The organism is Bradyrhizobium sp. CCGUVB4N, from assembly GCF_024199945.1.
Taxonomy (GTDB): Bacteria; Pseudomonadota; Alphaproteobacteria; order Rhizobiales; family Xanthobacteraceae; genus Bradyrhizobium.
The window spans coordinates 6,890,593-6,913,438 of the sequence record NZ_JANADP010000001.1 but is presented as its reverse complement, the minus strand read 5'-3'; the positions used below and the strand labels follow the sequence as shown (position 1 = coordinate 6,913,438).

Genomic DNA, 22,846 nt, shown 5'->3' with positions numbered 1-22,846 from the left:
GGGCTGCACGACAGGGCAGAACCGGAAACAACAATGAAGCCGGCCGATATCCTCATCGCCCTCATGGTGGCGATCATCTGGGGGTTTGCCTTTGTGGCGAGCCGGATCGCGCTCGACGAATTTTCGCCGGAGCTGATGACCGCGATGCGCTTTTCCATCGCCGCGGTGCCGTGCCTGTTTATTCCGAAGCCGAAGGTCGCCTGGTCGCTGCTGATCGCCATCAGCTTTACGCTGTTTCTCGGCCAGTTCCTGAGCCAGGCCTACGGCATCGCTCATGGTGTGCCGGTGGGGCTGACCAGCGTCGTCGTGCAGAGCCAGGCGTTGTTCACGATCGGCTTCGCGGCGCTCGTCTTCGGCGAGCGGCCGACGCCGGTACAGACGCTAGGAATTGTCATTGCGGCAATCGGGCTGCTCATGATCTGCGGCACCGTCGGCTATGATTTCAGCGTCGGCGCTTTCGCGGTGTTGATGATCGCCCCGATCTGCTTTGCCGTCGGCAATCTCCTGCTGCGCGGTGCGCGCGGCGCGCCGATGTTCGATCTGTTCGCCTGGCTGTGCCTCACGGCCGCGGTGCCGCTGTTCGCACTCGCGCTCGTCGTGAACGGGCCGGCGCCGACCTTCCAGTCGCTGATCCATATGTCGCTGACCGGCCTCATCTGCCTGCTGGTGATCGGCGCGATCTCCACCAGCATCGCCTATTGGCTGTGGGGCCGGCTGCTGCGTGACTATCCCGCGGCGCAAGTGGTGCCGTTCGCGCTGCTGGTGCCGTTCGTCGGCTCGGCCGCCTCCAGCGTCGTGTTCGGCGAACGGTTCGGGCCGCTGCGTCTCGCCGGCATGCTGACCGTGATCGGCGGCATTGCGGTGATGGTGCTGGTCAAGCGGCCCCAACCGCTCGCGAAGGCTGCGTGAGGTGAACATGGCCTACTCGCTCTTCTATGCGTTCCTCGCCTTCATGGTGGTGATGTACTTCACCCCGGGGCCGAACAACATCATGCTGCTGGCCTCGGGCCTGACCTACGGCTTCCGGCGCACCATTCCCCACATCGCAGGGATCGTCATCGGCTTTGCCTTCATGGTCGGCGCTGTCGGCCTCGGGCTCGGCACGGTGTTTCTGGCGTACCCGATCCTCCAGACCATCCTGAAATATGCCGGTGCGGCCTATCTGATCTATCTTGCCGCCGTGATCGCCATGTCGGGACCGACCACGCCGGGCAGCGAGGATGGTCGGGGCCCGATGACCTTCTGGGGCGCCGCCATGTTCCAGTGGATCAATGCCAAGGGCTGGGTAATCGTGATCGGCACCATCACGGCCTATGCGGCGATTGCCCAATTCCCGATCAACATCGCCATCCAGACCCTGATCAGCCTGCTGGTCGGTACGGCCTCGACCGTGGTCTGGGCCTTCTTCGGCACTGCACTACGCCCGGTGCTGACCTCGGAGCGGCTGGTCCGCGCCTTCAATATCCTGATGGCGCTCCTGCTGCTCGCCTCCCTCTACCCCGTTTTCATGGATGCATGATGTCGCGGATTTCCATGCAGAAACGGGTTTCCCTAAGGGCTGAAAATGCTCTAGACAGCCCTCGAAATCCGCAAATTTCACCCTTCGGACACTGACTATCGGCCGATTCTGGCCCTGAACGAGGAAACGACTATGCGTGTTTATTACGATCGCGACGCCGACCTGAACCTGATCAAGGGGAAGAAGGTCGCCATCGTCGGCTATGGCAGCCAGGGTCACGCCCATGCGCTCAACCTGAAGGACTCCGGCGTCAAGGACGTGGCGATTGCGCTGCGCAAGGACTCGGGCTCGGTCAAGAAGGCGGAAGCCGCCGGCTTCAAGGTGATGGAAGTCGCCGAAGCCGCCAAATGGGCCGACCTCGTCATGATGCTGACCCCGGACGAGCTCCAGGGCGACATCTACCGCGAGCACCTGCACGACAACATGAAGAAGGGCGCTGCCCTGGTGTTCGCGCACGGCCTCAACGTCCACTTCAACCTGCTCGACCCGCGCGCTGACCTCGACGTGCTGATGATCGCGCCGAAGGGCCCCGGCCACACCGTGCGCTCGGAGTATCAGCGCGGCGGCGGCGTGCCCTGCCTGATCGCGATCGCCAAGGACGTCTCGGGCAACGCCCATGACCTCGGCCTGTCCTACGCCTCCGCTGTCGGCGGTGGCCGCGCCGGCATCATCGAGACCACCTTCAAGGAAGAATGCGAGACCGACCTGTTCGGCGAGCAGGTCGTGCTCTGCGGCGGCCTGGTCGAGCTGATCAAGGGCGGCTACGAGACCCTGGTCGAAGCCGGCTACGCCCCGGAGATGGCCTATTTCGAGTGCCTGCACGAAGTGAAGCTGATCGTTGACCTGATCTATGAAGGCGGCATCGCCAACATGAACTACTCGATCTCCAACACGGCCGAATACGGTGAGTACGTCACCGGTCCGCGCATCGTCACCGCCGAGACCAAGGCCGAGATGAAGCGCGTCCTCGCCGACATCCAGGGCGGCAAGTTCGCCCGCGACTGGATGCTCGAGAACAAGGTCAACCAGACCTCGTTCAAGGCGACCCGCGCCAAGCTCGCCCAGCACCCGATCGAGGAAGTCGGCGCGAAACTCCGCGACATGATGCCCTGGATCAAGAAGGGCGCGCTGGTCGACAAGTCGAAGAACTAAGGCGGCGATCTCTGGACGTGGCGCGTCGCCGACGCGCTACGTTCGGGACGCGAGAGCGAAAGCACAAGCTTCGCTCGCCAAACCAAATCTTAAATCTTCGCGATTATGTCTGGGCGAGATCGCAACCTGCGGTCTCGCTCTTTTCTTCTCGCCCGAAGCATTGCTGCTTCATTCAAGTTCTTCGCGAGTTGATGTGCTCCCAGAGAGCCAAGAACTGACGCTTAAACCACATTCTTGAGTTCGCGTCGTTTCTCAGAATTTTTCCGGAGCGCACGATCGCCAAAAGCGCTGTGTCCTCAGAGTCTAGGATTCGGCTCTTCATCCGTGCTTTCAACGTGCAATCAATCGCATTTCGCGACGTTCGCACGCCACTTCATCTTAAGAACCGACACTTGCCACGCCTTCTTGCAGAGCGGCGCAGGCTCGAAAAAGATCATCGGTGCGCGGCCTGAGAACCCGATGGCATTGCGCTGGCGGAGCCTCCCCCTACATTGGTCGCGGGGCACAAAAGGGGGGAGAGGACCATGCGATCCGTCGTCGTTACCGGCGCGTCCACCGGCATTGGCTGGGCCATTGCGAAATTTCTGATCGGGCGCGGCTATCGCGTCTTCGGCAGCGTCCGCAAGCAGGCCGATGCCGATCGGCTGAACGGTGAGTTCGGCCAAAACTTCACACCGCTGCTGTTCGACGTCACCGACGAGGCCGCCGTGCTGGCCGCTGCGCGCCAGGTGCGCGAGACGCTGGGCGGCGAGACACTGGCTGGTCTCGTCAACAACGCCGGCGTTGCCGTCGCCGGCCCCGTGCTCGAATTGTCGGCGGATGATTTCCGCCGCCAGATGGACATCAACGTCATCGGCCCGGTGATCGCGACGCAGGCGTTCGGACCGCTGCTCGGCGCCGATCCGTCGCTGAAGGGGCCGAAAGGGCGGATCGTGATGATCAGTTCGGTCGCGGGCAAGAACGGTAATCCGCTGTCGGCGCCCTATTGCACCTCCAAGCACGCGATCGAGGGCCTGTCGGAAAGCCTGCGCCGTGAGCTGATGCTGTTCGGCATCGACGTCATCATCGTTGCGCCCGGCGCGGTGAAGACGCCGATCTGGAGCAAGGCCGAGCAGTCCGATATGTCGGTCTATCAGAACTCGCCCTATCTGCCGGCGCTCAACAAGGTCATGGCGTTTATGATGAAGCTCGGTGAGACCGGGCTGCCGGCCGAGCGGATCGCCGAAGTCGTCTTCGAAGCGCTCACGGCTGCGAGCCCCAAGGTTCGCTACCAGATCGCGCCCGATCGGCTGCGGCACTTCATGACGGCCACGCTGCCCAAGCGAACGGTCGACCGCATCATCGCCAAGCGGCTCGGGCTGCTGCCGCAGGGCTAGAGCATGCGAAGCATTCTGATTGCGGCCCTTTGCGCCTTGGTCTCCACGGTCCTGGCCTCTGTGGCGCAAGCCGGGGACCAGGGCGATCCGCGGTCCTGCGATGGCTCGACCGCGGAGATGGTCGAGTGCCTGAAGGCGCAGACCGCGCAATGGGACAAGCGCATGACCATCGCCTACCAGCAGGCAATGAAGAATACGGCGGATGCGCAGCGCGACCAGCTTCGCGCTGCGCAACGGCTCTGGATCCAGTACCGCGACGCCAATTGCCTGTATTACGGCATGGGCGAGGGCACCATTGCGCGCGTCGATGCCGGCGAGTGCCTGCGCCGGATGACCGAGGTCCGCGCGCGCGAGCTCGAGGGCCTCGGCCGCTGACGCGATCAGGCTTTGGCGGCTTGCGGGGTCGCGCGTGAGGCCATCGCGATCATCCGCAGCGCCATCACGGCGAGCAGCGGAAGGAGGAACGCCGCGTAACCAGGCATGGTCGTCACGCGCTTGCCAAACGACACCATGAACTGGAACCAGAGATAGTAGCCGCCGATGAGGTGCAGCGCGCGCCAGACGTGCGGTCCGATCAGTGCGGCCGTTCGGTCGAACGAGGTCGCGCTCATGGCGACGATCACGGCATAGCCGATGCCGCCGAAGATGTAGGAGGCCGGCGAGGTCGCCTCCGCAAAGCCGGCCGGGTCCATTTTCGCGAATACGACGATCGCAACCGCATGGATGGTGTGGGAGGCGGCAAAGCTCAAGCCGAGATAGCGGCGATTTCGGCGCTGCCAGCGCGTCCAGGCGTTCGGCCAGAGCCGCGCCAGCGCCGCGGCACTGAACGCCAGGCAGAACAGCGAGAGCGAGCTGCGCGCCGTGAAACGGATCACCATCCGGACGCCCTCGACCTCGAACTGTCGCATCGAGGCGATCCAGAGGCATAAGGCAATCAGGCACAGCGTGAGGACGGCGAGCAGCCGCCAGCCTTCGAACCAGCTTTGACGTCGCGACATGGTGGTCTCCTCCTTTATGTAATCATTGATTACATTTCGGAGCGATGTAGCCGTCAATGGTGTAATCGCTGCTTACATTCACGTTCGGGTGATGCTAGAAGGCGCCATGCCCGCCCGTCAGACCAAGCCTCGGACCTCCAAACCTCGCGCCCGTCGCCAGACATCCGAAGCCCGGCCCTATCATCACGGCGACCTCCGCCGCGTGCTGATTGATGCTGCGCTGCAACTGGCGGCTGAGGGTGCCGAGGTCTCCGTGCGCGAGGCGGCGCGTCGGGCGGCGGTGTCGCCGGGAGCGCCGTTCCGGCACTTTCCCAACCGCGACGCCCTGATGGCTGCGGTGGCCGAGGAGGCGCAGCGGCGCTTTCGCGTCGAGATCGAGGCTGCGCTGGCGGAGGCGCCGTCGGCCGACCCGCTGGTCCGCTTCCGCGCCTTCGGCATCGCCTATGTGCGATGGGCGATGCGTAATCCCGCCCATTTCGAGATCATCTCGACAGGCCGCTATTTCGCCCATGGCAGCTCGGCCGAGCTGACGCGCGACAATGCCGAACTGGTCGCGTTGACCGAGCGGATGCTGGCCGAGGCGGCCGCGCACGGCCTGCTGCGGTCGGCGGATCTCAAGCGCATCCTGATCGCCGGCCGTGCCCTGATCTATGGCTTTGCCCGGATGAACCTCGACGGCCATTTTCCGCGCTGGGGCGTGGCGGAAGACGAAATCGAGCGGATGGCGGAGGGGGTGATCGATCTGTTCATCGCCGGGATCGCCCAACCCTAGCGTCGCCTGAGGTGCGGCCTTTCGCCTCCCGCTAACATTAAGCGAAGGTCGGGTGGCGGATCGCGTTGCCTGCCCGTGACCATTCCATTACAGTTTTATGACACGGCGCAGGCTTTCCGGCTGCGCCGAACGCCGCGGGCCGGTCAGACGGCTTGGCATCACCGCGCCGGACCAGAGTTGCGTGTCGTCGATGGCGTCCGCGCCCAATCCAGGCCCTTCCGCCACCACCGCCGTCCTGGCGAGCGTCGCCGCGCTCGGCATCTGGCGGCTGCTCGCGGTTGCCGCGCCGCATTTCGCAGCGCTTGCGCTGATGTACGAGACCGAGACCGATTTCGGCTCGCGGCTGTCCTTCCTGCTCGCCTGGGGCATCCTCAACTTCTTCTGGGTCACGCTGTTGCGCCGGCCGGCACTGTCGGGCGCGCTGTCGCTGACCATGGTCGTCGTGCTGGTGTTGCTGTCGCGGCTCAAGCACGACGTCGTGCAGATGACGGTGAACTTCATCGACCTGATGATGATCGACCGCGACACGGTCGCGTTCCTGTTCACGATCTTCCCGAATCTGCGCTGGTCGGTGATCGGGGCCGGCCTCGTTACGCTGCCGCTGATGTATGCGCTGTGGTGGCTCGATCCATTCCGCATCCGCCGCCTGCCGGCACTCGCCGCGATGCTCGCCTGTCTCGCGGGGTTGGTCGGATATTCCGTCTATCATCCGGACGAAGCCTGGCGCGGCTATTACGACGACGGCTATCTCTCGAAATTCTTCCGCTCCGGCGTCACCGCGGTATCCGATTTCGTGCAGTACGGCTTCATGGAGTCGGACGCCTCGACCAATGAGCGGCTCAACATGCCGCTGGTGGATTCTTGCCATCCGGCCGGCCGGCGGCCGAACATCATCATGATCCATGATGAATCGAGCTTTGACATCCGCGCCGCACAGGGCATCAAGGTGCCGCCGGGATACGGCAGTCACTTCAAGTCCTGGGACGGCAAGGAGCGTACCTTCCTGGCCGAAAGCAATGGCGGGCCGAGCTGGTTCACCGAATATAACGTGCTTGCCGGTTTGTCCTCGCGCTCGTTCGGCCGCTTTGCCTATTTCGTGACGCGCATCGCCTCGGGGCGCGTCGAGCGCGGCCTGCCGCTGGCGCTGCGCCGCTGCGGCTACGACACCATGTCGCTCTATCCCGCCTATGGCGGCTTCATGGGCGCGCGCAGCTTCCAGCTGACGACCGGCGTCGAGCGCTTCCTGGACTCCCGGGATCTCGGCGCGAAGGATGTCGAGCCCGACAGTTTCTTCTACGACAAGGCGCTGCGGCTGATGGACGAGCGGACGCCGAACAAGCCGCTGTTCAGCTTCATCTATCTCGGCGCCAATCATTTCCCCTGGGAGACGCGCTTCCGCCCCGATCTGGTGCCGAACTGGCGCGCGCCGGGCAACGCGCCGTCCATCGACGAATATCTGCGCCGGCAGGCGATGAGCGCCGAGCAATACAAGGCCTTCATTGCAGGCTTGAAGAAGAATTTTCCGGGCGAGCCCTTCCTGATCGTGCGCTATGGCGATCATCAGCCCGAGTTCGCGCCCAATCTGCTCGAGCCCGGGCTCGACGAAGGTGCGATCGGCAAGAAGCTCGACGCCTACGATCCGCGTCTCTACGCGACCTATTACGCGATCGACGCCGTCAATTTCGAGCCTGTGAAGAGCGACGCGGTGATGGACACGATCGATGGTCCCTATCTGCCGCTGGTGATCCAGGAAGCCGCAGGCATTCCGCTCGATCCGTCCTTCGTCGCGCAGAAGGAGATCATGATCCGCTGCAAGGGCATCTTCTACGGTTGCAAGGACGGCGCCGAGGCGCGGCGGCTCAACCGGTTGCTGATCAATGCCGGGATGATCCGCGGGCTGTAGTTTCCATCGCGGCCATTCATTCGCCACTGCGTCCGTTGATACTTTGGCCCGGTGTCCTCCTCCGAATGAGGGACGCCGCGACGGATGATGCCGGCTAATGGGGGCGCTCAACGGATTGCGAACCACAGGAGAAGTCATTTGCCCATTTCCGTGAAACAGATGCTCGAGGCCGCCAACGCGGCCGTGCCGAAGATCTCGCCGGCCCAGGCGAAAGAGATGATCGGGAAGGGCGCGCTCGTGCTCGACGTGCGCGATGCGCCTGAAATCGAGAAGAGCGGCAAGATTCCGGGCGCAGTGAATATCTCCCGCGGCATGCTGGAGTTTCGCGCCGATCCGGACTCGCCCTATCACGACAAGGCGCTCGCCAGGGACAAGACCGTGATCCTCTATTGCGCCTCCGGCGGCCGTTCCGCGCTCGCCGGCAAGCTGCTTCAGGACATGGGCTACGGCCACGTCTACAACGTCGGCGGTTTCAAGGACTGGGTCGATGCCGGAGGGGCGACCGAGAAGGCGTAGCAAGGGCGGCGGCGCAGGGAGGCACGCCCTAGCGCCGGCCCACCTTCTCCCATAGCCACTTCGCCACCGCATCCGGCGATGAATTCGCATCATTGCCGCTGGCGCGCAGGTTTGCTTCGCGCATCGTGGTGATGTCGATCCTGCCGAGCAGTGGCTTGAGGGCTGCCTGCAGCTTCTCGTCACCGGCACGCTTCGGCGCCAGCAGCAGGATGGCATCGTAAGGCGGGATCGCTTGCTTGGGATCGTCGAGCGCCACGAGCTCGTACTTCGCGATCAGCCCGTCGCTGGTATAGCCGGCGATCACGTCGACCTCGCCGCTGGCGACGGCGGCGTACATGAAATCCGGCTGCATCTGGCGCTGCGCGTTGAACTGAAGACCGTAGGCCTTCTGGAGCGCCGCCCATTCCGGCCGCGAGAAGAATTCATAATCGCCGGCAATCGACATCGTCGACGCATGCGCGGCGAGATCGGCGATGGTGTGGATACCAAGCGCGTCGGCGCGCTTTTTCGGCATCACCAGCGCATAGGCATTCTCGAAACCGAGCTCGCCGAGCAGCGTGATGTTGTCCTTGGCGAGCGCCGTCTTCAAATCTGCCACCAGCTCCGCGCGAGGCTTGATGTCGGTTCGGTGCAGCTGGTTGGCCCAGAGCGTGCCGGAATAGTCGACATAGAGATCAATGTCGCCGGCTTTCAGCGCCTCGAAGATCACGCTCGAGCCGAGACCGGACCGCGCCGTGGCGGAGAGACCGGCCGCCTGGAGGCGGTCCCGCAGCAGGGCCGAGAGCACGTATTGTTCGGCGAAGGTTTTTGCGCCGACCACATAGCCGGACGACGAACGTCCCATCGTCGGCACCAGCGTCGCCGCAACCAGTGCCGCGATGCCGATCGCGCCGAGTCCGGCGCGGAGACGACCGCGCTGGCGCAGCCCGCTCTCGATCAAGCCGAGCAGCTGATCGACGGCGAGCGCGAGCAGGGCCGACGCGAAACAGCCGAACAGCACGAACACCCAATTCTGGGTCTGCAACCCCGCAAAAATGTAATTGCCGAGACTGGTCTGACCGATCGGCGTCGACAGCGTCGCGGTGCCGATCACCCACACGGCGGCGGTGCGGATGCCGGCCATCATCACCGGCAGCGCCAGCGGAAGCTCGACCATCGCGAGCGACTGCCGTTCCGTCATGCCGACGCCCTTCGCGGCTTCGATCAGCGCGGGATCGATGCCGTTGAGCCCGGTGATGCCGTTGCGCAGCACCGGCAGCATCGAATAGAGCGCCAGCGCCAGCATCGCCGGCAGGAACCCGAACGCGGAGAAGGAGACGCCGAACCATTTCAGCGTCACGGACGCCGCGAGCAGCAGCAGCGGATAGAACAGCGCGAGCAGCGCCAGCCCCGGCACGGTCTGCACGACGCTGGCGAGCGCGAGCAGGATGGCGCGCGGCGCCGGGCGGTTGCGTGTGAGGATTGCGAGCGGCAAGCTGACGATCAGGCCGAGCGCGAGCGCGGCGAGGCTCACCCGGACATGATTGCCGAGGTAATCGGGCAAATGCGACAGCGCCTCGCCCCAGCGCGGATCATTGAGGAAACTCATGCCGCACCGCCCTGTGGTAGCAGCGCGTTGAGCCGCTCGACCTGGCGCCGTGGCGTGCGCAGCAGCTCCAGCACATAGGCATCGGTGCTCGTCGAGAGTTCCGGCGGCGTACCCTGCGCGAGCAGCTTGCCGCCGCGCATGACCGCGATGCGGTCGGCCAGCAGGATCGCCTCCGTCATGTCGTGCGTGATCATCACGGTGGTCAGGCCGAGCTTGCGGTGCAGCTCGCGAAAATCCTCGCCGAGCGCATCGCGGGTGAGGGGATCGAGCGCGCCGAACGGCTCGTCCATCAGCACGATGCGCGGCCTTGCTGCCAGCGCCCGCGCCACGCCGACGCGCTGGCGCTGCCCGCCCGAAAGCGCCTCCGGCAGCCTGTCGCGATGGGAGGTACGGTCGAGCTGCACCAGCTCGATCAGCTCGTTGACGCGCTCCGCGATCTCGGCTGCGGGCGCGCCGAGCAGCTTTGGCGTGATCCCGATATTGTCGGCGACGCTCAAGTGCGGAAACAGCCCGCCGCTCTGGAAGACGTAGCCGATCCGACGCCGCAGCGCGACGGGATCGACGTTCTGGACGTCCTCGCCCTCGACAGTGATGGTGCCGCCATCGGCCTCGATCAGCCGGTTGGCAAGCCGCAGCAGCGTCGTCTTGCCCGAACCCGAGCCGCCGACGATCGCCAGAAACTCGCCCTCGGCGATGTCGAGCGAGACGTCGTCGACGGCCCTGAGGGAGCCGAAGTTCTTGGTGACGTTTCGGTAGGTGATCGCCAGCTTGGAGGGCATCGCGGATGGGCTCAAGGGGCGGCAAGGGGGGCCAGACCCCATGCGTAGCACGCTTGGCCGGTTGATTGAACTTGGCCGCGCGAGCGGCTAAGGCATCAAGCCAAGTTCGGAGGAAACACATGACAACGCCCACGGCGGTGGCGCTGGAAGATGCCAAGGTCGCGTTCCGGTTGGGGGACGGGCGGGTCTATACAGCGGTGGAGAAGGCCCATCTCGCGGTCGCCCAGGGCGAGTTCGTCGCCATTGTCGGCCCGACCGGCTGCGGAAAATCCACGCTGCTCAACGTCGCCGCAGGGCTGCTCAAGCCAGCTGCCGGCAGCGTCAGGATTTTCGATCAGCCGCTCGCGGGGTTGAACCGCGATGCCGGCTATCTGTTCCAGGCCGATGCGCTGTTCCCCTGGAAGACGGCGCTGGACAATGTCGCGATCGGGCTCGAGATCAAGGGCACGCCGCGCGCCGAGGCGCTGCCGCAAGCGCAGAAATGGCTGACCTCCGTAGGCCTCGGCGCGTTTGCGGGCCGCTATCCGCACATGCTCTCCGGCGGCCAGCGCAAGCGCGTGGCGCTGGCGCAGGTCCTGATCCGCGACCCAAAGATCCTGCTGATGGACGAACCGTTCGGGCCGCTTGATGCGCAGACGCGGCAGGTCATGGGCAACCTCCTGCTCGACTTGTGGAATGCCGACCGCAAGGCCGTCCTGTTCGTGACTCATGATCTCGAGGAGGCGATCGCGCTCGCCGATCGCGTCGTGATCATGTCGGCGGGGCCGTCCTCGCGCATCATCGGCGACTGGCGCGTGACGCTCGCTCGCCCGCGCGACATCTTCGAGGTGCGGATGGACAAGGAGTTCCATGCGCTGCATCGCGAGATCTGGAGCGTGCTCAAGGACGAGGTGATGAAGGGCTACGCCCAATCCAACCACGCGGCGGAGGCGGTCTGATGTCGCGCGTTACGCTGCTTGCGTTGCAAGTCCTGGTCGCGATCGTCTGCATCGTGCTGTGGCAGCTGTTATCGACCGTGCCGGTGTTCGGCAAGATCCTGCTGCCGCCGTTCTTCTTCTCCAATCCGGTCGACGTGTTCGAGCAAATCGTCAAATGGTTCGTTTCCGGTGTGATCTGGAAGCATCTCGCGATCACGCTCTGGGAATCGATCCTCGCCTTCGTGATCGGCTCGCTCAGCGGCGTCCTGGTCGGCTTCTGGTTTGCGCGGCAGCCGCTGGTTGCCGCAGTGTTCGACCCTTACGTGAAGATGGCCAACGCGCTGCCCCGCGTCGTGCTCGCGCCGATCTTCGCGCTGTGGCTGGGGCTCGGCATCTGGTCCAAGGTCGCGCTCGGCGTGACGCTGGTGTTCTTCATCGTGTTCTTCAACGTCTATCAGGGCGTCAAGGAGGTCAGCCGTACCGTGCTCGACAATGGCCGCATGCTCGGCATGAGCGAGGGGCAGCTGATGCGGCACGTCTATTGGCCGTCGGCGCTGTCGTGGATGTTCTCTTCGCTGCACACCTCGGTCGGCTTCGCCGTGGTCGGAGCCGTCGTCGGCGAATATCTGGGATCGGCCGCGGGGCTTGGCTATCTGATCCAGCAGGCCGAAGGCGTGTTCGACGTCGCCGGCGTGTTCGCCGGCATGTTCGTGCTGTCGGCCTTCGTCATCCTGATCGATTTTGGAGTGACGCTGGTCGAACGGCGCCTCCTGGTCTGGCGGCCGACCGTGGACAGTCGCGGCTAGCGGAAGAAAGGCCCGCGCATCTGCGCGAGCCCCGATCGCAAATGCTCAATCCAGCAGCTTGACGTCGTCGGGCGCCTGCGGCGGGGTCTTGATCGCGATCGCCTTGACCTGGCCGCTGATCGGCTTGGTGCCGCCATGCGGTGTGCCCTTCGGGATGATGACGAGGTCGCCCGGCTTCACCGTCACTTCCTTGTCGCCGAGCCAGATCGTCCCGGTCCCGTCCAGGATGTACTGGATCTCGTTGGTGTTGGGATGCAGGTGTTTTGGCACATTGCCGACCTGGATCGACACGGTCGAGCCATCGGCGGTCATGAAGGTCTTCGAGCGGTAGCCGACCTGGTTGGCGGTACCGAGTGCGTCGCCTTCCATCTCGCCGGTATGGATGATCTGCGCGGTGATGTTTTCGGCGGCCAGCGCCGGCCCGAGCAGGTAGGTCGCGCCGCATCCGGCGACGAAGGCGGCGGTGATCGACAGCCCGGCAGCAAGGCGATTCATGGACGATTCTCCCCATCAGGAATGCTTGTTGTGCACCCATGCTATTGCGCCGAAAGACCAATGGCCAGTGCCACTTAAGCGGTGCTTCTCAAGCCAGTCCCGCTGCTCTATGGTGCCGCCAGCCGAACGGAGGAAACCAATGAAGAACACGATTGCCAGGCTCGCCGGCGCGCTGCTCGCGCTGACGCTCACCACCGGTCTTGCCGCAGCGCAAAGCAAGGTCACGATCGCGGTCGGTGGCGGCGCCTGCCTGTGCTATTTGCCGACGGTGCTGGCCAAGCAGCTCGGTGAGTACGAAAAAGCCGGCCTCAACGTCGACCTGGTCGACCTCAAGGGCGGCTCGGACGCGCTCAAGGCCGTGCTCGGCGGCAGCGCCGATGTGGTGTCCGGCTATTTCGACCATTGCGTCAACCTGGCGGCCAAGAAGCAGGAGCTGCAGGCATTCGTGGTCTATGACCGCTATCCGGGCCTTGTGCTGGTCGTCGCACCGTCGCACACCGGCGACATCAAATCGGTCAAGGATCTGGCCGGCAAGAAGGTCGGCGTCAGCGCGCCCGGCTCCTCCACTGACTTCTTCCTGAAATATCTCCTGAAGAAGAACGGCCTCGATCCCGCCGGCACCGCGGTGATCGGCGTTGGCCTCGGCGCCACGGCCGTGGCTGCGATGGAGCAGGGGCAGATCGATGCCGCGGTGATGCTCGATCCCTCCGTCACCGTGCTTCAGGGCAGCCACAAGGATTTGCGTATTCTCAGCGACACCCGTACGCAGAAGGACACGCTCGAGACCTTCGGTGGTGAATATCCGGGTGGCGCGCTGTACTCGACCGTGGCCTGGGTCAATGGACACGAGAAGGAGACGCAGGCGCTGACCAACGCGATGCTGGCCACGATCGCCTGGATCCATTCGCATTCGCCCGAAGAAATCATGGCCAAGATGCCGGACGAGATGGTCGGCAAGAACAAGGATCTTTATCTCGCCGCGCTGAAGAACACGATCCCGATGTTCTCCGAGACCGGGAAGATGGATCCGAAGGGAGCGGACGCCGTGCTGGCGGTGTTCAGTGTCGGTTCGCCCGAGGTGGCCAATGCCAAGATCGACGTCAGCAAGACCTTTACCAACAAGTTTGTCGAACAGGCCAAGAAGACCACAGGGAGCGCCAAATAACTGACGCGAAGGCTGGGTAATCAGGCGTCATGACGTCACTGACCATTCATCGCGTTACGACGCTTGACCTTGCCGTGCGCCCCGTGATCTGGCCGTTCGCCGAGGAGCGGCGTGCCGAGATCGCCGCGCATTTCGCCGAGCAGCAGCGAGCGCGGCCGAAACTCTGGAACGGCCGGGTACTGCTCGGGCGCGATGCCGTCTTCACCGACGGTCATCTCGCTGCGACCTATTTCGAGACGGATTTTGCCAGCTTCCTGGCCTGGCGCGATTGGGGCTTTCCCGATCCGGCCGTGTTCAACGGGTTCGGTATGGGTGCGCTGCGCACCTCCGACGGCGCTTTCCTGATGGGCGAGATGGCGCATCACACAGCCAATGCGGGACGCATCTACTTCGCCTCAGGCACACCCGATCTCGACGATGTCAGGGACGGCACCCTCGACATTCCCGGCAGCGTCGTTCGCGAGCTCGAGGAGGAGACCGGCCTGCTCCCCGCTGATTATTCGGCGGAGACAGACTGGCACTGTGTCGTCACCGGCAGCGCACTTGCAATGATACAGATCCTCAACCTGGATATGCCGGGTGAGGCTGCGCGCGCGCGGATCGAAGCCAACCTGGCTCGCCAGGACGAGCCAGAGCTGTCGGCCATCCATCTCGTGCGCGGAATGGATGATCTCATGCCGGCCATGCCGCGATTTGTCACGGCCTTCATCGCGCAGCAGTTCGCTTCGCGCTGACGCGCGAGGCTTGACATCGCGCGGCCGAGCCCATGTGATGGGCGCAAAAGCAAAACAAAAAATTGCAATGCACAATCGTCCAAGGAGGTTTAGATGCGCCTGCGCATGGCTGCCCGCTTGGTACGTGGGCTGTTGGTCGCGATTGCAGCGATGGGCCTGACCGTTTCGGTTCAGGCTCAGGAGAAGAAGATCAAGATCGGCGTGATTTTCGACCTGACCGGCCCGCTCGCCGGCGGCGGCTCCGAGCTCGAATATCTCGGCACCAAGATCATCCTCGATCATTTCAGCAAGACCGGCGTCGAGGGCTACAAGGTCGAGGCGGTCTACGCCGACGCGCAGAGCAAGCCCGACATCGCCATCAACGAATCCGTCCGCCTGCTCGAGCAGGAGAAGGTCGACATGGTGCTCGGCTTCTTCTCCTCGGCGCAATGCGTGCCGGTCGCCGCCCGTGTCGAGCAGCTCAAGAAGTTCATGTGGATGACGACCTGCATCTCGTCCGCGGTGTTCGCCGACAAGAACTACAAATACGTGTTCCGCCCGCAGGCGAGCGGCGACCAGTTCGGCGCGATGACGATGGATTTCATCGCGCAGAACGCGCAAGGCAAGCTCGGCAAGGAGCCGAAGGATCTCCGCGTTGCCATCGTCCACGAGGACGGCTCCTATGGCGTCGACGTCTCCAAGGGCAACGAGGCCGGCGCGAAAAAGGCGGGTTTCAACGTCGTGCTGAAGGAGGGCTACTCCGCGACCGCGCCGGATCTCTCCGCGCTGGTGACCAAGCTGAAGCGCGCCAAGCCCGACGTGATTTTCCACACCGGCTACAATCCCGACATCACGCTGCTGCTGCGGCAGGCGCGTGAGCAGGGCCTGAAGTTCGCAGCCCTCGTCGGCCATGGCGCCGGCTACGGCGTCTACGAGAAGCTGAAGGAGGGGATGGGCGCTGACGCGAGCTACATCTTCAACACCGATCCGATCTCGATCTGGCTGGCCAACCAGAAGACCATGAACCCGAAGCTTGCGCCCATCATCAAGATGGTCGGCGAGGAGTTCGACAAGATCAGGCCCGGCGTTGCCATCCGCTCCGCCCATGTCGGCATCGGTGCATCCAACACCTACGTGTTCATGGATGACGTCCTGCCGCGCGCGATCAAGAAGTATGGCGGGGTCGATCCCGAGGCGCTGCGCAAGGCGCCGCTCGACACCGACATTCCGGAGGGTGGCACCATGCTCGGCTTCGGCGTCAAGTTCTACGGCGAGGGCACACCGATGGCGGGCCAGAACGAGCGCTCGTTCCCGGTCGTGATCCAATACATCGACGACAAGTCCTCGGTGGTGTGGCCCAAGAGCCAGGCGCAGCGCGAAGCCGTGCTGCCGCTGCCGAAGGGCACCACCTACAGTAACCAGTAGCAGCGGAGCGTTGCGGTGCTGGAGGTCAGCGGGCTGGTGAAGCGGTTTGGCGGCTTCACAGCCGTCAACAACGTGTCGTTTAGGGTCGAGCAGGGCGAGATCCTCGGCCTGATCGGTCCCAACGGCTCGGGCAAGAGCACGATCTTCAACATGCTCTCCGGCACGCTGGCGCCGAGCTCAGGATCGATCCTGTTCGATGGCTCGGAGATCGCGGGGCTGGCACCGCACCGGATCATCAACCGCGGCATCGGCCGCACTTTCCAGATTCCGCGGCCGTTCCGGCGGCTCTCCATTTTCGAGAATGTCGCGCTTGCCGGATTCTACGGCCAAGGCCGCCATAGCCGCGTCCAGGCCGAGGAGGCGGCGGAGCGGTCACTTGCGATGGTGGGCTTGCCGACCGATCGCCACGCCAGTGTCGATGGCCTCGGCGCAGCAGGCTTGAAGAAGCTCGAACTTGCGAAAGCGCTCGCCACTACACCCAAACTTCTTCTCGCCGATGAGAGTCTCGGCGGCCTCGATGAGGCCGAGATGGACCAGGCCGCCGACATGCTGCGCAACATCCGCGACGAGCTCGGCATCACCATCATCTGGGTCGAGCACATCATGGGCGTGTTGATGCGCGTGGTCGACCGCGTCATGGTGCTCGATCACGGCGAAAAAATCTCGGAGGGCCTGCCGAGCGCAGTCGCCGGTGATCCGCGCGTCATCGAGGTCTATCTCGGCACCGATGCCGAGACCACGCAGGCTGCGGCCGCCGAAGCGCGCCGCCGCGCGGGAGGCCAGTGATGCTGGAGCTTCGCGGCGTCAACGCCGGCTATGGCACATTCCCGGCGCTGTTCGACGTCAATCTCGACGTGAAGGCCGGCGAGGCCGTGGGCGTGATCGGTCCGAACGGCGCGGGCAAGACCACGCTGATGCGTGTCATCTCCGGTCTGATCCGTCCCACGCGCGGATCAATCAAGATGGAAGGCGTCGATGTCATCGCCACTCCGCCGCACAAGATCGTCAGCCTCGGGATTGCGCATGTGCCCGAGAACCGGCGGCTGTTTCCGCGGCTCTCGGTCGACGACAATCTCAAGATGGGCGCCTTCATGAAGGAGGCGCGGGGGAAATACGCCGAGCGTCTGGAGGTCGTGTTCGATCTGTTTCCGCGATTGAAGGAGCGGCGCCACCAGATGGCCGGCACCATGTCCGGCGGCGAGCAGCAGATGTGCGCGATCGGCCGCGCGCTGATGTCCAATCCGAAACTTCTGCTGCTCGACGAGCCCTCGGCCGGGTTGGCGCCGGTCGTGGTGCAGCAGGTGTTCGAGCTGGTGAAGCGGATCCGCGCCAGCGGGCTGACGGTGCTGATCGTCGAGCAGAACGTGCAGCAGGTGCTGCGCGTGGTCGACCGGGCCTATCTGATCGAGGCTGGCACGATCCGCGCCTCGGGCACCTCGGCCGAGATGCTGGCGAGCGACACGGTCAAGGAAGCGTATCTCGGGGTGTGAGGGGCATATGCAGGCGTTCCTGGATATTTTCGACATCTATCTGCTGGAGGCCGTGATCAACGGGATCCTGCTCGGCGGCGTGCTGGCGCTGCTCGCGCTCGGGCTGAACCTGATCTTCGGCGTCATCGACGTGACCTGGATCTGCTACGCCGAGCTCGTGATGATCGGCATGTACGCCATGTACTTTATGGTCCAGTATTACGGCATCAGCTATTTCATCGCCGCGCCCCTGACCATCCTGCTGGTCGCGATCCTCGGCGCGCTCTTGCATTATCTCGTGATCGCGCCGCTGTTGACAGCGCCACCGATCAACCAGCTGCTTGCAACCGGCGGTGTGCTGTTCGTGTTGCAGAGCTTTGCCACCGTCGCCTTCGGCATCGACTTCCGCAACCTCGGCATCCGCCTGCCGGTGCTCGCCTTCGGCGACATGAATTTCAGCTACGCGCGACTTCTGTCGTTCCTGGCGGCGCTGGTCGGCATGGTCGCGGTCTATCTCTTCATGACGCGCACCTTCACCGGCACCGCGATCCGCGCCATCTCGCAGGACCGCCAGATCATGGCGCTGATGGGCGTCGACACCAGGCGGATCTATCTCATCACCTCCGCGATCGGCGGCGGGCTGGCCGGGCTCGCCGCCTGTCTGCTGGTGCTGCAATATGACGTGCACCCCTTCGTCGGCCTCTCCTTCGGGCCGATCACCTTCCTGATCTGCGTGCTCGGGGGGCTCGGCAATTTCATCGGCGGCTTCATTGCGGCCTTCGTGTTTGCCGAGATCATCTCGCTGGGTGGTCTGTTCTCCGATCTCGAATGGGGCTACGTGCTCGCCTTCGCCTTCTTCATCGTCATGATGTTCATCCGGCCCGCGGGCCTGCTCGCGAGGCGCCGATGATGGGGCAGGGCCGGCGCGTCGCATGGGGGATAGGACTGGCCGCGCTGGTCGCGCTGCCCTTCGTCTATCGCGATCCCTATCATCTGCACATTCTGGTGCTGATCCTGATCTGGTCGTTCGCCTATACGTCGTGGTCGATGATGGGGCGGTTCGGCCTGGTCTCGCTCGGCCATGGCGGCTTCATGGGGATCGGTGCCTATGTCACCGCGCTGCTCTGGAACCATCTCGGCCTGTCGCCATGGATCGGCATCCCCATCGGCATGGTCGCGGCGGGCGCGTTGGCGCTGATCGTCGGCTATCCCTGCTTCCGCTTCCGCATCACCGGGCATTACTTCGTGCTGGTGACGCTTGCGCTGTCGGGCATCGTGCTCCAGGTGATCACGGCGACGCGCGACTATACCGGCGGCTCGCTCGGCTACACGCCGAACCGCGCCTCGGGCAACAAGCTGCTGGCGTTGCAATTCGACGACAAGATCACCTGGTACCTGATCGCGCTCGCGGTCTGGCTCGGCGGCATCGTCGTCTGGCACCTGATCGATCGCAGCATGAGCCGCTACGCGCTCGAGGCGATCTCGGAGGATGAGGACGCGGCTGCCGCGGCCGGCGTCGACGTCACCGCGGAGAAACTGAAGATCACCCTGATCAGCGCCGTGATGACGGCGCTGGCGGGCGCGATCTATTGCCAGTACCAGATGTTCATCACGCCCGACACGGTCTCCGGCATCGCCGTGTCGCTGCAGATGGTGTTCGCGGCCATCGTCGGCGGCCTGTTCGTCTCGCTCGGCCCGACCGTCGGCGCCGTCATCACCATCCTGCTCGCGGAGACCCTGCGCATCGGCTTCGGCACCAAGGCGGTCGGCTGGGACAACCTCGTCTACGGCGTGCTGCTGGTGCTTTTCATCATATTCCTTCCGAAGGGCATCCTTGGTAGCCTGCTCGACCGATTGAAGTCGCAACGCAAGGTGCCCCGCGCTCATGAGCAAAAAGCCGTCCAAATCGCTCGCCCAGGAACTTGACCGCTACATCACGCCATTCCGGCATGACGGCTCCGGCAAGTTCCACCTGAAGGACCACAAGACCAACGAGAAGGGCGATCTGGACAAGGAGACGGCGCAGGAGATTCTCGACGCCAACAAGAAGCGGCTGGTCGCATTCCAGGAGAAGCTCTACGCCCAGGACCGCTGGTCGGTGCTGATCGTGTTCCAGGCCATGGACGCCGGCGGCAAGGACAGCGCGATCAAGGCGATCTTCGAGGGCATCAATCCGCAGGGCTGCGAGGTGTCCGCCTTCAAGGCGCCGAGCAGCAAGGAGCTCGACCACGATTTCCTCTGGCGCCACGTCATTGCACTGCCGGAGCGCGGCCATATCGGCATCTTCAACCGCTCCCATTACGAGGAGTGCCTGGTCACGCGTGTCCACCCGCAGGTTCTCGCCAAGGAGAAGCTGCCCCCGAAGCTCGTCACCAAGAATATCTGGCAGGAACGGTTCGAGGACATTGCCGCCTGGGAACGTTACCTGGCGCGCAACGGCACCCTGGTGCTGAAGTTCTTCCTCAATCTCTCCAAGGAGGAGCAGCGCCAGCGCTTTCTCGATCGGCTGGAGGAGCCGGCCAAGCAGTGGAAGTTCTCGATGGACGACATCAAGGAGCGCGCGCTGTGGCCGCGCTACCAGGCGGTCTATCAGGACATCGTGCGCCACACCGCCACGCCGCATGCGCCCTGGTATGTCGTGCCCGCCGACCACAAATGGTTTGCCCGCGTGGTGATCGGCTCCGTCATTGTCGCGGAGCTCGAAAAACTGGACCTGCGCTTTCCCCGCGCCGACAAGGCCTCGGCGGCGGAGTTCGACAACGTGCGCAAGGCGCTGGAGAAGGAAGGGAAGGGGGACAAGAAGCGGGGAAAGTGACGGGAGGAAACCGCCAGCGCGGCCGCCGTCATCGGCAAAATCTGAAAACAACCCCATGCACAGTAGCCGGCGCTGAGGGAATCAACGGCTTGCCGGTCGCTGTGGGTGATGTTCGGATTTTTAGAAAATGGCTTGACCCGTCGGGCAAAACAGAGGCATGATGTCACCATCACGAACGCTCTCGTAGGGTGGGCAAAGCGACTTGTCCGCCATAGCTCGAAGAGCGACGGCGGAAGCGTGCCCACGCATGTTTCGCGATCGAGAGAGGTGGTGGGCACGGCGCTTGAGCGCCTTTGCCCACCCTACGAGTTCGGTGCAGGCCGCCGAGTTCGGTGCAAGCCGTCGCGTTCGGTGCTAGCCGTTAGTACCCACGACCCCACCAGTAACAGAAGCGCTCGACATTGGCGGGCAGGCTCGCTTCGTAATTCGTCCACTTCTCGTATTTCGGCAGCTTCACCTCCTTCATCGCGGTGTCGAAGCATTTGCCGGCGTCGGCCGCCTTCTTCACCTCGGCCGAGAGATCTTCCATGTAGGCGATGTCGTCCTCGACATCCTTCTTGGTGCCGAGCCGGCCGCCGGCATAGGGGTGGCCGGGGATCATCCGCTCCCAGTCGAGCGAAGCCAGCTTCTTGAGCGAGGCGATATATTCGAGCGGCGAGGCATTGTCGGGAATGTTGCGGAACTGGACCGCCTCGATCGGCGCGAAGTCGACCACGAAGACGAGCTTCTCCTTCGGCAGCCGCATCACCAGCGAGTTGTCGGAATGGTTGCGGCCGACATAGTCGAGCTCCAGCGTGGTGCCACCGAGCGTGATGGTCTTCTTGCCGTCGACCACCTGATCCGGCATCACGATATCGGCCAGGAGCGCATTCTGTTTCTTCAGCTCGAGCAGCCGCTCCCTGGTGCGGCGATGCGCGATGAAGGTGGCGCCGAGATCCTTGAAGGGCTGGCCGCCGGCGATGTGGTCGTAATGGTGGTGGCTGTAGATGACGTATTTGATCGGCTTGTCGGTGACGGCCTTGATCGCATCGATATAGGGCTTGGCGGGACGCAAGTAGGAGATTGGATCGGTGGCGATCACCCCTTGCGGCGTCACCACGAACATCGACTGATGGCCGCCATAGCGGAAGATGTAGACGTTCTCGGTGCCGTCGACTTTCTTGGTCGAGGTCTGCGGCGGCGTCTGCGCGAATGCTGATCCGGTGACGAGCGCCGCGAGCACGGCGATGCAAAATGATGCTTTCATCTCTGGCTTTCTGAAATGAATGAGGACGGAGGAGGCGGGTGTTCTCTTCGACACAAACGCTGCCGCCGATGATTTATTCCATCGTTGCAACCAGCCGATGTGTCGCGGGAACAGCATGGAACATATCGTCAAATGTGATTTGAAACTCATCGATCCCGCTTGACAGTTTTATGTCACGGGAGGAGCATGCAGATGGTCGCAAACAAGCGACGGGTCCACTTCATGAGCAAGGGGAGGTCTATGACGCCACCTCCGCAAATCCAGCCGCGTTAATTGCGATGGAGCTCGTTCGGATTATCGCATAGCGGCAGAAACCGCGAACGGCACGCCGGGTCAAGGTTTAGTGGGCTGCATCAGCAAGGCAGAGCCCCTACCTGCCCGGCGCTGTGCGTTTTGCCCCCTCGCGCGTCGACTACGCCTTCTTCGTCACGCCGAAGAGATCACCGAGCCACTGATAATACACCGGCTGCTTCTCGTGCAGGGTGGCGCGGTTGTTGGGCGGGCGGTCGACATTGCCCCAGAGATAGAGGCTTCCGGTCACCGCAAAAAACTCCTGCACGTTCTTCAGGACGTAGGAGTCCGGTGGATAGAGTTCGTTCTGCCTGGCGATGCCGTAGAAGCGCACAAGATCCGGATTCTGCAGCGCTCCCGGCAGGACGCGGAAATGATAGGCGTGGAGCAGCTCGTGCAGCAGCACCGGCTTCTCTGGCGCAACGACGGCCGCGTCAACCGTGACGCCCTGGACCTTGGACGAGAAGTGGCCGCCACCGTCGCCCTGTCCGGGCTTGACCGAGACCGGTTGGCTTTTGAAGAAGGTCATGATCTCGGGCTTGGCACCGCATTCGACGACGATGTCGATCTGATGCTTCAGCGACGTGACGACGTCCTTGATATCGGGCTGGCTTTGCGCAGCGCTGGTGTCGACCGTGATGCCGCGATAGGTGAAGGTGGGTCCGCTCTGTGCGACCGCGGCCCGCGTGCCAAGCAGGATCGCAGCCCCCGCAAGCACGAGCCGGCGCCGGTCAAAATCCATCATGTGATGCCCCCGAATTCCCGCGCCAATTTCGCATGCTTTTGCGGCACTGGCCATGACGCGGTTCCATCACATCTGCGTTGGGGGAAATGCCAGAGGACATGCCAAGGGAAATGCCAAGGGAAATGCCAAGAGATGGTCGCCTGATCGGCAAACTTC

General features: G+C 63.7%; 24 protein-coding genes. 18 read left to right on the top strand and 6 right to left on the bottom strand.

Features of this window, described 5'->3' with window-relative positions; all coding sequences use genetic code 11:
* Positions 1-33: 33 nt before the first annotated feature.
* The 5 genes from NLM31_RS32055 to NLM31_RS32035 all read left to right on the top strand — a co-directional run bounded on the left by NLM31_RS32055 (position 34) and on the right by NLM31_RS32035 (position 4,422).
* Entirely contained in the window at positions 34-909 is an 876-nt protein-coding gene (locus NLM31_RS32055; RefSeq protein ID WP_254194909.1) for an EamA family transporter, read from the top strand.
* A gap of 7 nt (positions 910-916) precedes the next feature.
* Complete coding sequence (locus NLM31_RS32050; protein ID WP_254133284.1) at positions 917-1,519, top strand: LysE family translocator; 603 nt, start codon at positions 917-919, stop codon at positions 1,517-1,519.
* A 132-nt stretch (positions 1,520-1,651) separates the two neighbouring features.
* On the top strand, positions 1,652-2,671 hold the full coding sequence (ilvC, locus tag NLM31_RS32045) for a ketol-acid reductoisomerase (protein WP_028145443.1): 1,020 nt from the start codon (positions 1,652-1,654) through the stop codon (positions 2,669-2,671).
* A gap of 524 nt (positions 2,672-3,195) precedes the next feature.
* The gene (locus NLM31_RS32040) at positions 3,196-4,047 is read left to right on the top strand and encodes an SDR family oxidoreductase (protein ID WP_254194908.1); all 852 of its coding nucleotides are present in this window, start codon (positions 3,196-3,198) and stop codon (positions 4,045-4,047) included.
* A 3-nt stretch (positions 4,048-4,050) separates the two neighbouring features.
* Entirely contained in the window at positions 4,051-4,422 is a 372-nt protein-coding gene (locus tag NLM31_RS32035; RefSeq protein WP_254194907.1) for a lysozyme inhibitor LprI family protein, read from the top strand.
* A 5-nt stretch (positions 4,423-4,427) separates the two neighbouring features.
* On the opposite strand, the gene NLM31_RS32030 is transcribed toward NLM31_RS32035, so the two are convergent.
* Positions 4,428-5,045: a hypothetical protein gene (locus tag NLM31_RS32030; protein ID WP_254194906.1), complete on the bottom strand. Its 618-nt coding sequence runs from the start codon at positions 5,043-5,045 to the stop codon at positions 4,428-4,430.
* Between the two features lie 106 nt (positions 5,046-5,151).
* On the opposite strand from NLM31_RS32030, the gene NLM31_RS32025 reads away from it, so the two are divergent.
* From NLM31_RS32025 to NLM31_RS32015, 3 genes are all read left to right on the top strand, one after another.
* On the top strand, positions 5,152-5,817 hold the full coding sequence (locus NLM31_RS32025) for a TetR/AcrR family transcriptional regulator (RefSeq protein WP_254194905.1): 666 nt from the start codon (positions 5,152-5,154) through the stop codon (positions 5,815-5,817).
* 190 nt (positions 5,818-6,007) lie between these two features.
* Positions 6,008-7,720, top strand: a complete 1,713-nt coding sequence (locus NLM31_RS32020; RefSeq protein WP_254194904.1) for an LTA synthase family protein — start codon at positions 6,008-6,010, stop codon at positions 7,718-7,720.
* Between the two features lie 138 nt (positions 7,721-7,858).
* Positions 7,859-8,236, top strand: a complete 378-nt coding sequence (locus tag NLM31_RS32015; protein WP_254133278.1) for a rhodanese-like domain-containing protein — start codon at positions 7,859-7,861, stop codon at positions 8,234-8,236.
* A gap of 28 nt (positions 8,237-8,264) precedes the next feature.
* Here NLM31_RS32015 and NLM31_RS32010 read toward each other — a convergent pair whose 3' ends face one another.
* Both NLM31_RS32010 and NLM31_RS32005 read right to left on the bottom strand, forming a co-directional pair.
* Positions 8,265-9,824, bottom strand: a complete 1,560-nt coding sequence (locus NLM31_RS32010; RefSeq protein WP_254194903.1) for an ABC transporter permease/substrate-binding protein — start codon at positions 9,822-9,824, stop codon at positions 8,265-8,267.
* Positions 9,821-10,603, bottom strand: a complete 783-nt coding sequence (locus NLM31_RS32005; protein WP_254194902.1) for an ABC transporter ATP-binding protein — start codon at positions 10,601-10,603, stop codon at positions 9,821-9,823. The genes NLM31_RS32010 and NLM31_RS32005 overlap by 4 nt, the downstream gene beginning before the upstream one ends.
* 119 nt (positions 10,604-10,722) lie before the next feature.
* On the opposite strand from NLM31_RS32005, the gene NLM31_RS32000 reads away from it, so the two are divergent.
* Both NLM31_RS32000 and NLM31_RS31995 read left to right on the top strand, forming a co-directional pair.
* Complete coding sequence (locus NLM31_RS32000) at positions 10,723-11,541, top strand: ABC transporter ATP-binding protein (RefSeq protein WP_254133275.1); 819 nt, start codon at positions 10,723-10,725, stop codon at positions 11,539-11,541.
* Entirely contained in the window at positions 11,541-12,326 is a 786-nt protein-coding gene (locus NLM31_RS31995) for an ABC transporter permease (RefSeq protein WP_254194901.1), read from the top strand. The genes NLM31_RS32000 and NLM31_RS31995 overlap by 1 nt, the downstream gene beginning before the upstream one ends.
* Positions 12,327-12,371: 45 nt before the next feature.
* Here NLM31_RS31995 and NLM31_RS31990 read toward each other — a convergent pair whose 3' ends face one another.
* The gene (locus tag NLM31_RS31990) at positions 12,372-12,821 is read right to left on the bottom strand and encodes a cupin domain-containing protein (RefSeq protein WP_254194900.1); all 450 of its coding nucleotides are present in this window, start codon (positions 12,819-12,821) and stop codon (positions 12,372-12,374) included.
* Positions 12,822-12,960: 139 nt separating this feature from the next.
* On the opposite strand from NLM31_RS31990, the gene NLM31_RS31985 reads away from it, so the two are divergent.
* The 8 genes from NLM31_RS31985 to NLM31_RS31950 all read left to right on the top strand — a co-directional run bounded on the left by NLM31_RS31985 (position 12,961) and on the right by NLM31_RS31950 (position 20,408).
* The gene (locus NLM31_RS31985; RefSeq protein ID WP_254194899.1) at positions 12,961-13,986 is read left to right on the top strand and encodes an ABC transporter substrate-binding protein; all 1,026 of its coding nucleotides are present in this window, start codon (positions 12,961-12,963) and stop codon (positions 13,984-13,986) included.
* A gap of 29 nt (positions 13,987-14,015) precedes the next feature.
* Positions 14,016-14,720 carry an NUDIX hydrolase gene (locus NLM31_RS31980; RefSeq protein ID WP_254133271.1) on the top strand — a complete coding sequence of 235 codons (705 nt, stop codon included), beginning with the start codon at positions 14,016-14,018 and terminating at the stop codon, positions 14,718-14,720.
* A gap of 93 nt (positions 14,721-14,813) precedes the next feature.
* Positions 14,814-16,124, top strand: coding sequence for an ABC transporter substrate-binding protein (locus NLM31_RS31975; protein ID WP_254194898.1), 1,311 nt, complete (start codon positions 14,814-14,816; stop codon positions 16,122-16,124).
* Positions 16,125-16,139: 15 nt separating this feature from the next.
* Positions 16,140-16,910, top strand: a complete 771-nt coding sequence (locus tag NLM31_RS31970; RefSeq protein ID WP_254194897.1) for an ABC transporter ATP-binding protein — start codon at positions 16,140-16,142, stop codon at positions 16,908-16,910.
* Positions 16,910-17,614, top strand: a complete 705-nt coding sequence (locus NLM31_RS31965) for an ABC transporter ATP-binding protein (protein WP_254194896.1) — start codon at positions 16,910-16,912, stop codon at positions 17,612-17,614. The genes NLM31_RS31970 and NLM31_RS31965 overlap by 1 nt, the downstream gene beginning before the upstream one ends.
* 7 nt (positions 17,615-17,621) lie before the next feature.
* Positions 17,622-18,503: a branched-chain amino acid ABC transporter permease gene (locus tag NLM31_RS31960; RefSeq protein ID WP_254133267.1), complete on the top strand. Its 882-nt coding sequence runs from the start codon at positions 17,622-17,624 to the stop codon at positions 18,501-18,503.
* The gene (locus NLM31_RS31955) at positions 18,500-19,519 is read left to right on the top strand and encodes a branched-chain amino acid ABC transporter permease (protein WP_254194895.1); all 1,020 of its coding nucleotides are present in this window, start codon (positions 18,500-18,502) and stop codon (positions 19,517-19,519) included. Before NLM31_RS31960 ends, NLM31_RS31955 begins: the two co-directional genes overlap by 4 nt.
* A complete protein-coding gene (locus NLM31_RS31950) occupies positions 19,479-20,408 on the top strand; it encodes a polyphosphate kinase 2 family protein (protein WP_254194894.1) in 930 nt (309 codons plus the stop codon). The genes NLM31_RS31955 and NLM31_RS31950 overlap by 41 nt, the downstream gene beginning before the upstream one ends.
* Before the next feature lie 361 nt (positions 20,409-20,769).
* On the opposite strand, the gene NLM31_RS31945 is transcribed toward NLM31_RS31950, so the two are convergent.
* Together NLM31_RS31945 and NLM31_RS31940 are read right to left on the bottom strand one after the other, a co-directional pair.
* A complete protein-coding gene (locus NLM31_RS31945; protein WP_254194893.1) occupies positions 20,770-21,654 on the bottom strand; it encodes an MBL fold metallo-hydrolase in 885 nt (294 codons plus the stop codon).
* 412 nt (positions 21,655-22,066) lie between these two features.
* Positions 22,067-22,690: a hypothetical protein gene (locus NLM31_RS31940; protein WP_254133263.1), complete on the bottom strand. Its 624-nt coding sequence runs from the start codon at positions 22,688-22,690 to the stop codon at positions 22,067-22,069.
* Positions 22,691-22,846 lie beyond the last annotated feature (156 nt).

Coding starts and splice junctions, on each gene's coding strand:
- NLM31_RS32055 (WP_254194909.1), top strand. CDS start 34: ATGAAGCCGGCCGATATCCTCATCGCCCTCATGGTGGCGATCATCTGG.
- NLM31_RS32050 (WP_254133284.1), top strand. CDS start 917: ATGGCCTACTCGCTCTTCTATGCGTTCCTCGCCTTCATGGTGGTGATG.
- ilvC (WP_028145443.1), top strand. CDS start 1,652: ATGCGTGTTTATTACGATCGCGACGCCGACCTGAACCTGATCAAGGGG.
- NLM31_RS32040 (WP_254194908.1), top strand. CDS start 3,196: ATGCGATCCGTCGTCGTTACCGGCGCGTCCACCGGCATTGGCTGGGCC.
- NLM31_RS32035 (WP_254194907.1), top strand. CDS start 4,051: ATGCGAAGCATTCTGATTGCGGCCCTTTGCGCCTTGGTCTCCACGGTC.
- NLM31_RS32030 (WP_254194906.1), bottom strand. CDS start 5,045: ATGTCGCGACGTCAAAGCTGGTTCGAAGGCTGGCGGCTGCTCGCCGTC.
- NLM31_RS32025 (WP_254194905.1), top strand. CDS start 5,152: ATGCCCGCCCGTCAGACCAAGCCTCGGACCTCCAAACCTCGCGCCCGT.
- NLM31_RS32020 (WP_254194904.1), top strand. CDS start 6,008: ATGGCGTCCGCGCCCAATCCAGGCCCTTCCGCCACCACCGCCGTCCTG.
- NLM31_RS32010 (WP_254194903.1), bottom strand. CDS start 9,824: ATGAGTTTCCTCAATGATCCGCGCTGGGGCGAGGCGCTGTCGCATTTG.
- NLM31_RS32005 (WP_254194902.1), bottom strand. CDS start 10,603: ATGCCCTCCAAGCTGGCGATCACCTACCGAAACGTCACCAAGAACTTC.
- NLM31_RS32000 (WP_254133275.1), top strand. CDS start 10,723: ATGACAACGCCCACGGCGGTGGCGCTGGAAGATGCCAAGGTCGCGTTC.
- NLM31_RS31995 (WP_254194901.1), top strand. CDS start 11,541: ATGTCGCGCGTTACGCTGCTTGCGTTGCAAGTCCTGGTCGCGATCGTC.
- NLM31_RS31990 (WP_254194900.1), bottom strand. CDS start 12,821: ATGAATCGCCTTGCTGCCGGGCTGTCGATCACCGCCGCCTTCGTCGCC.
- NLM31_RS31985 (WP_254194899.1), top strand. CDS start 12,961: ATGAAGAACACGATTGCCAGGCTCGCCGGCGCGCTGCTCGCGCTGACG.
- NLM31_RS31980 (WP_254133271.1), top strand. CDS start 14,016: ATGACGTCACTGACCATTCATCGCGTTACGACGCTTGACCTTGCCGTG.
- NLM31_RS31975 (WP_254194898.1), top strand. CDS start 14,814: ATGCGCCTGCGCATGGCTGCCCGCTTGGTACGTGGGCTGTTGGTCGCG.
- NLM31_RS31965 (WP_254194896.1), top strand. CDS start 16,910: ATGCTGGAGCTTCGCGGCGTCAACGCCGGCTATGGCACATTCCCGGCG.
- NLM31_RS31960 (WP_254133267.1), top strand. CDS start 17,622: ATGCAGGCGTTCCTGGATATTTTCGACATCTATCTGCTGGAGGCCGTG.
- NLM31_RS31955 (WP_254194895.1), top strand. CDS start 18,500: ATGATGGGGCAGGGCCGGCGCGTCGCATGGGGGATAGGACTGGCCGCG.
- NLM31_RS31950 (WP_254194894.1), top strand. CDS start 19,479: ATGAGCAAAAAGCCGTCCAAATCGCTCGCCCAGGAACTTGACCGCTAC.
- NLM31_RS31945 (WP_254194893.1), bottom strand. CDS start 21,654: ATGAAAGCATCATTTTGCATCGCCGTGCTCGCGGCGCTCGTCACCGGA.
- NLM31_RS31940 (WP_254133263.1), bottom strand. CDS start 22,690: ATGATGGATTTTGACCGGCGCCGGCTCGTGCTTGCGGGGGCTGCGATC.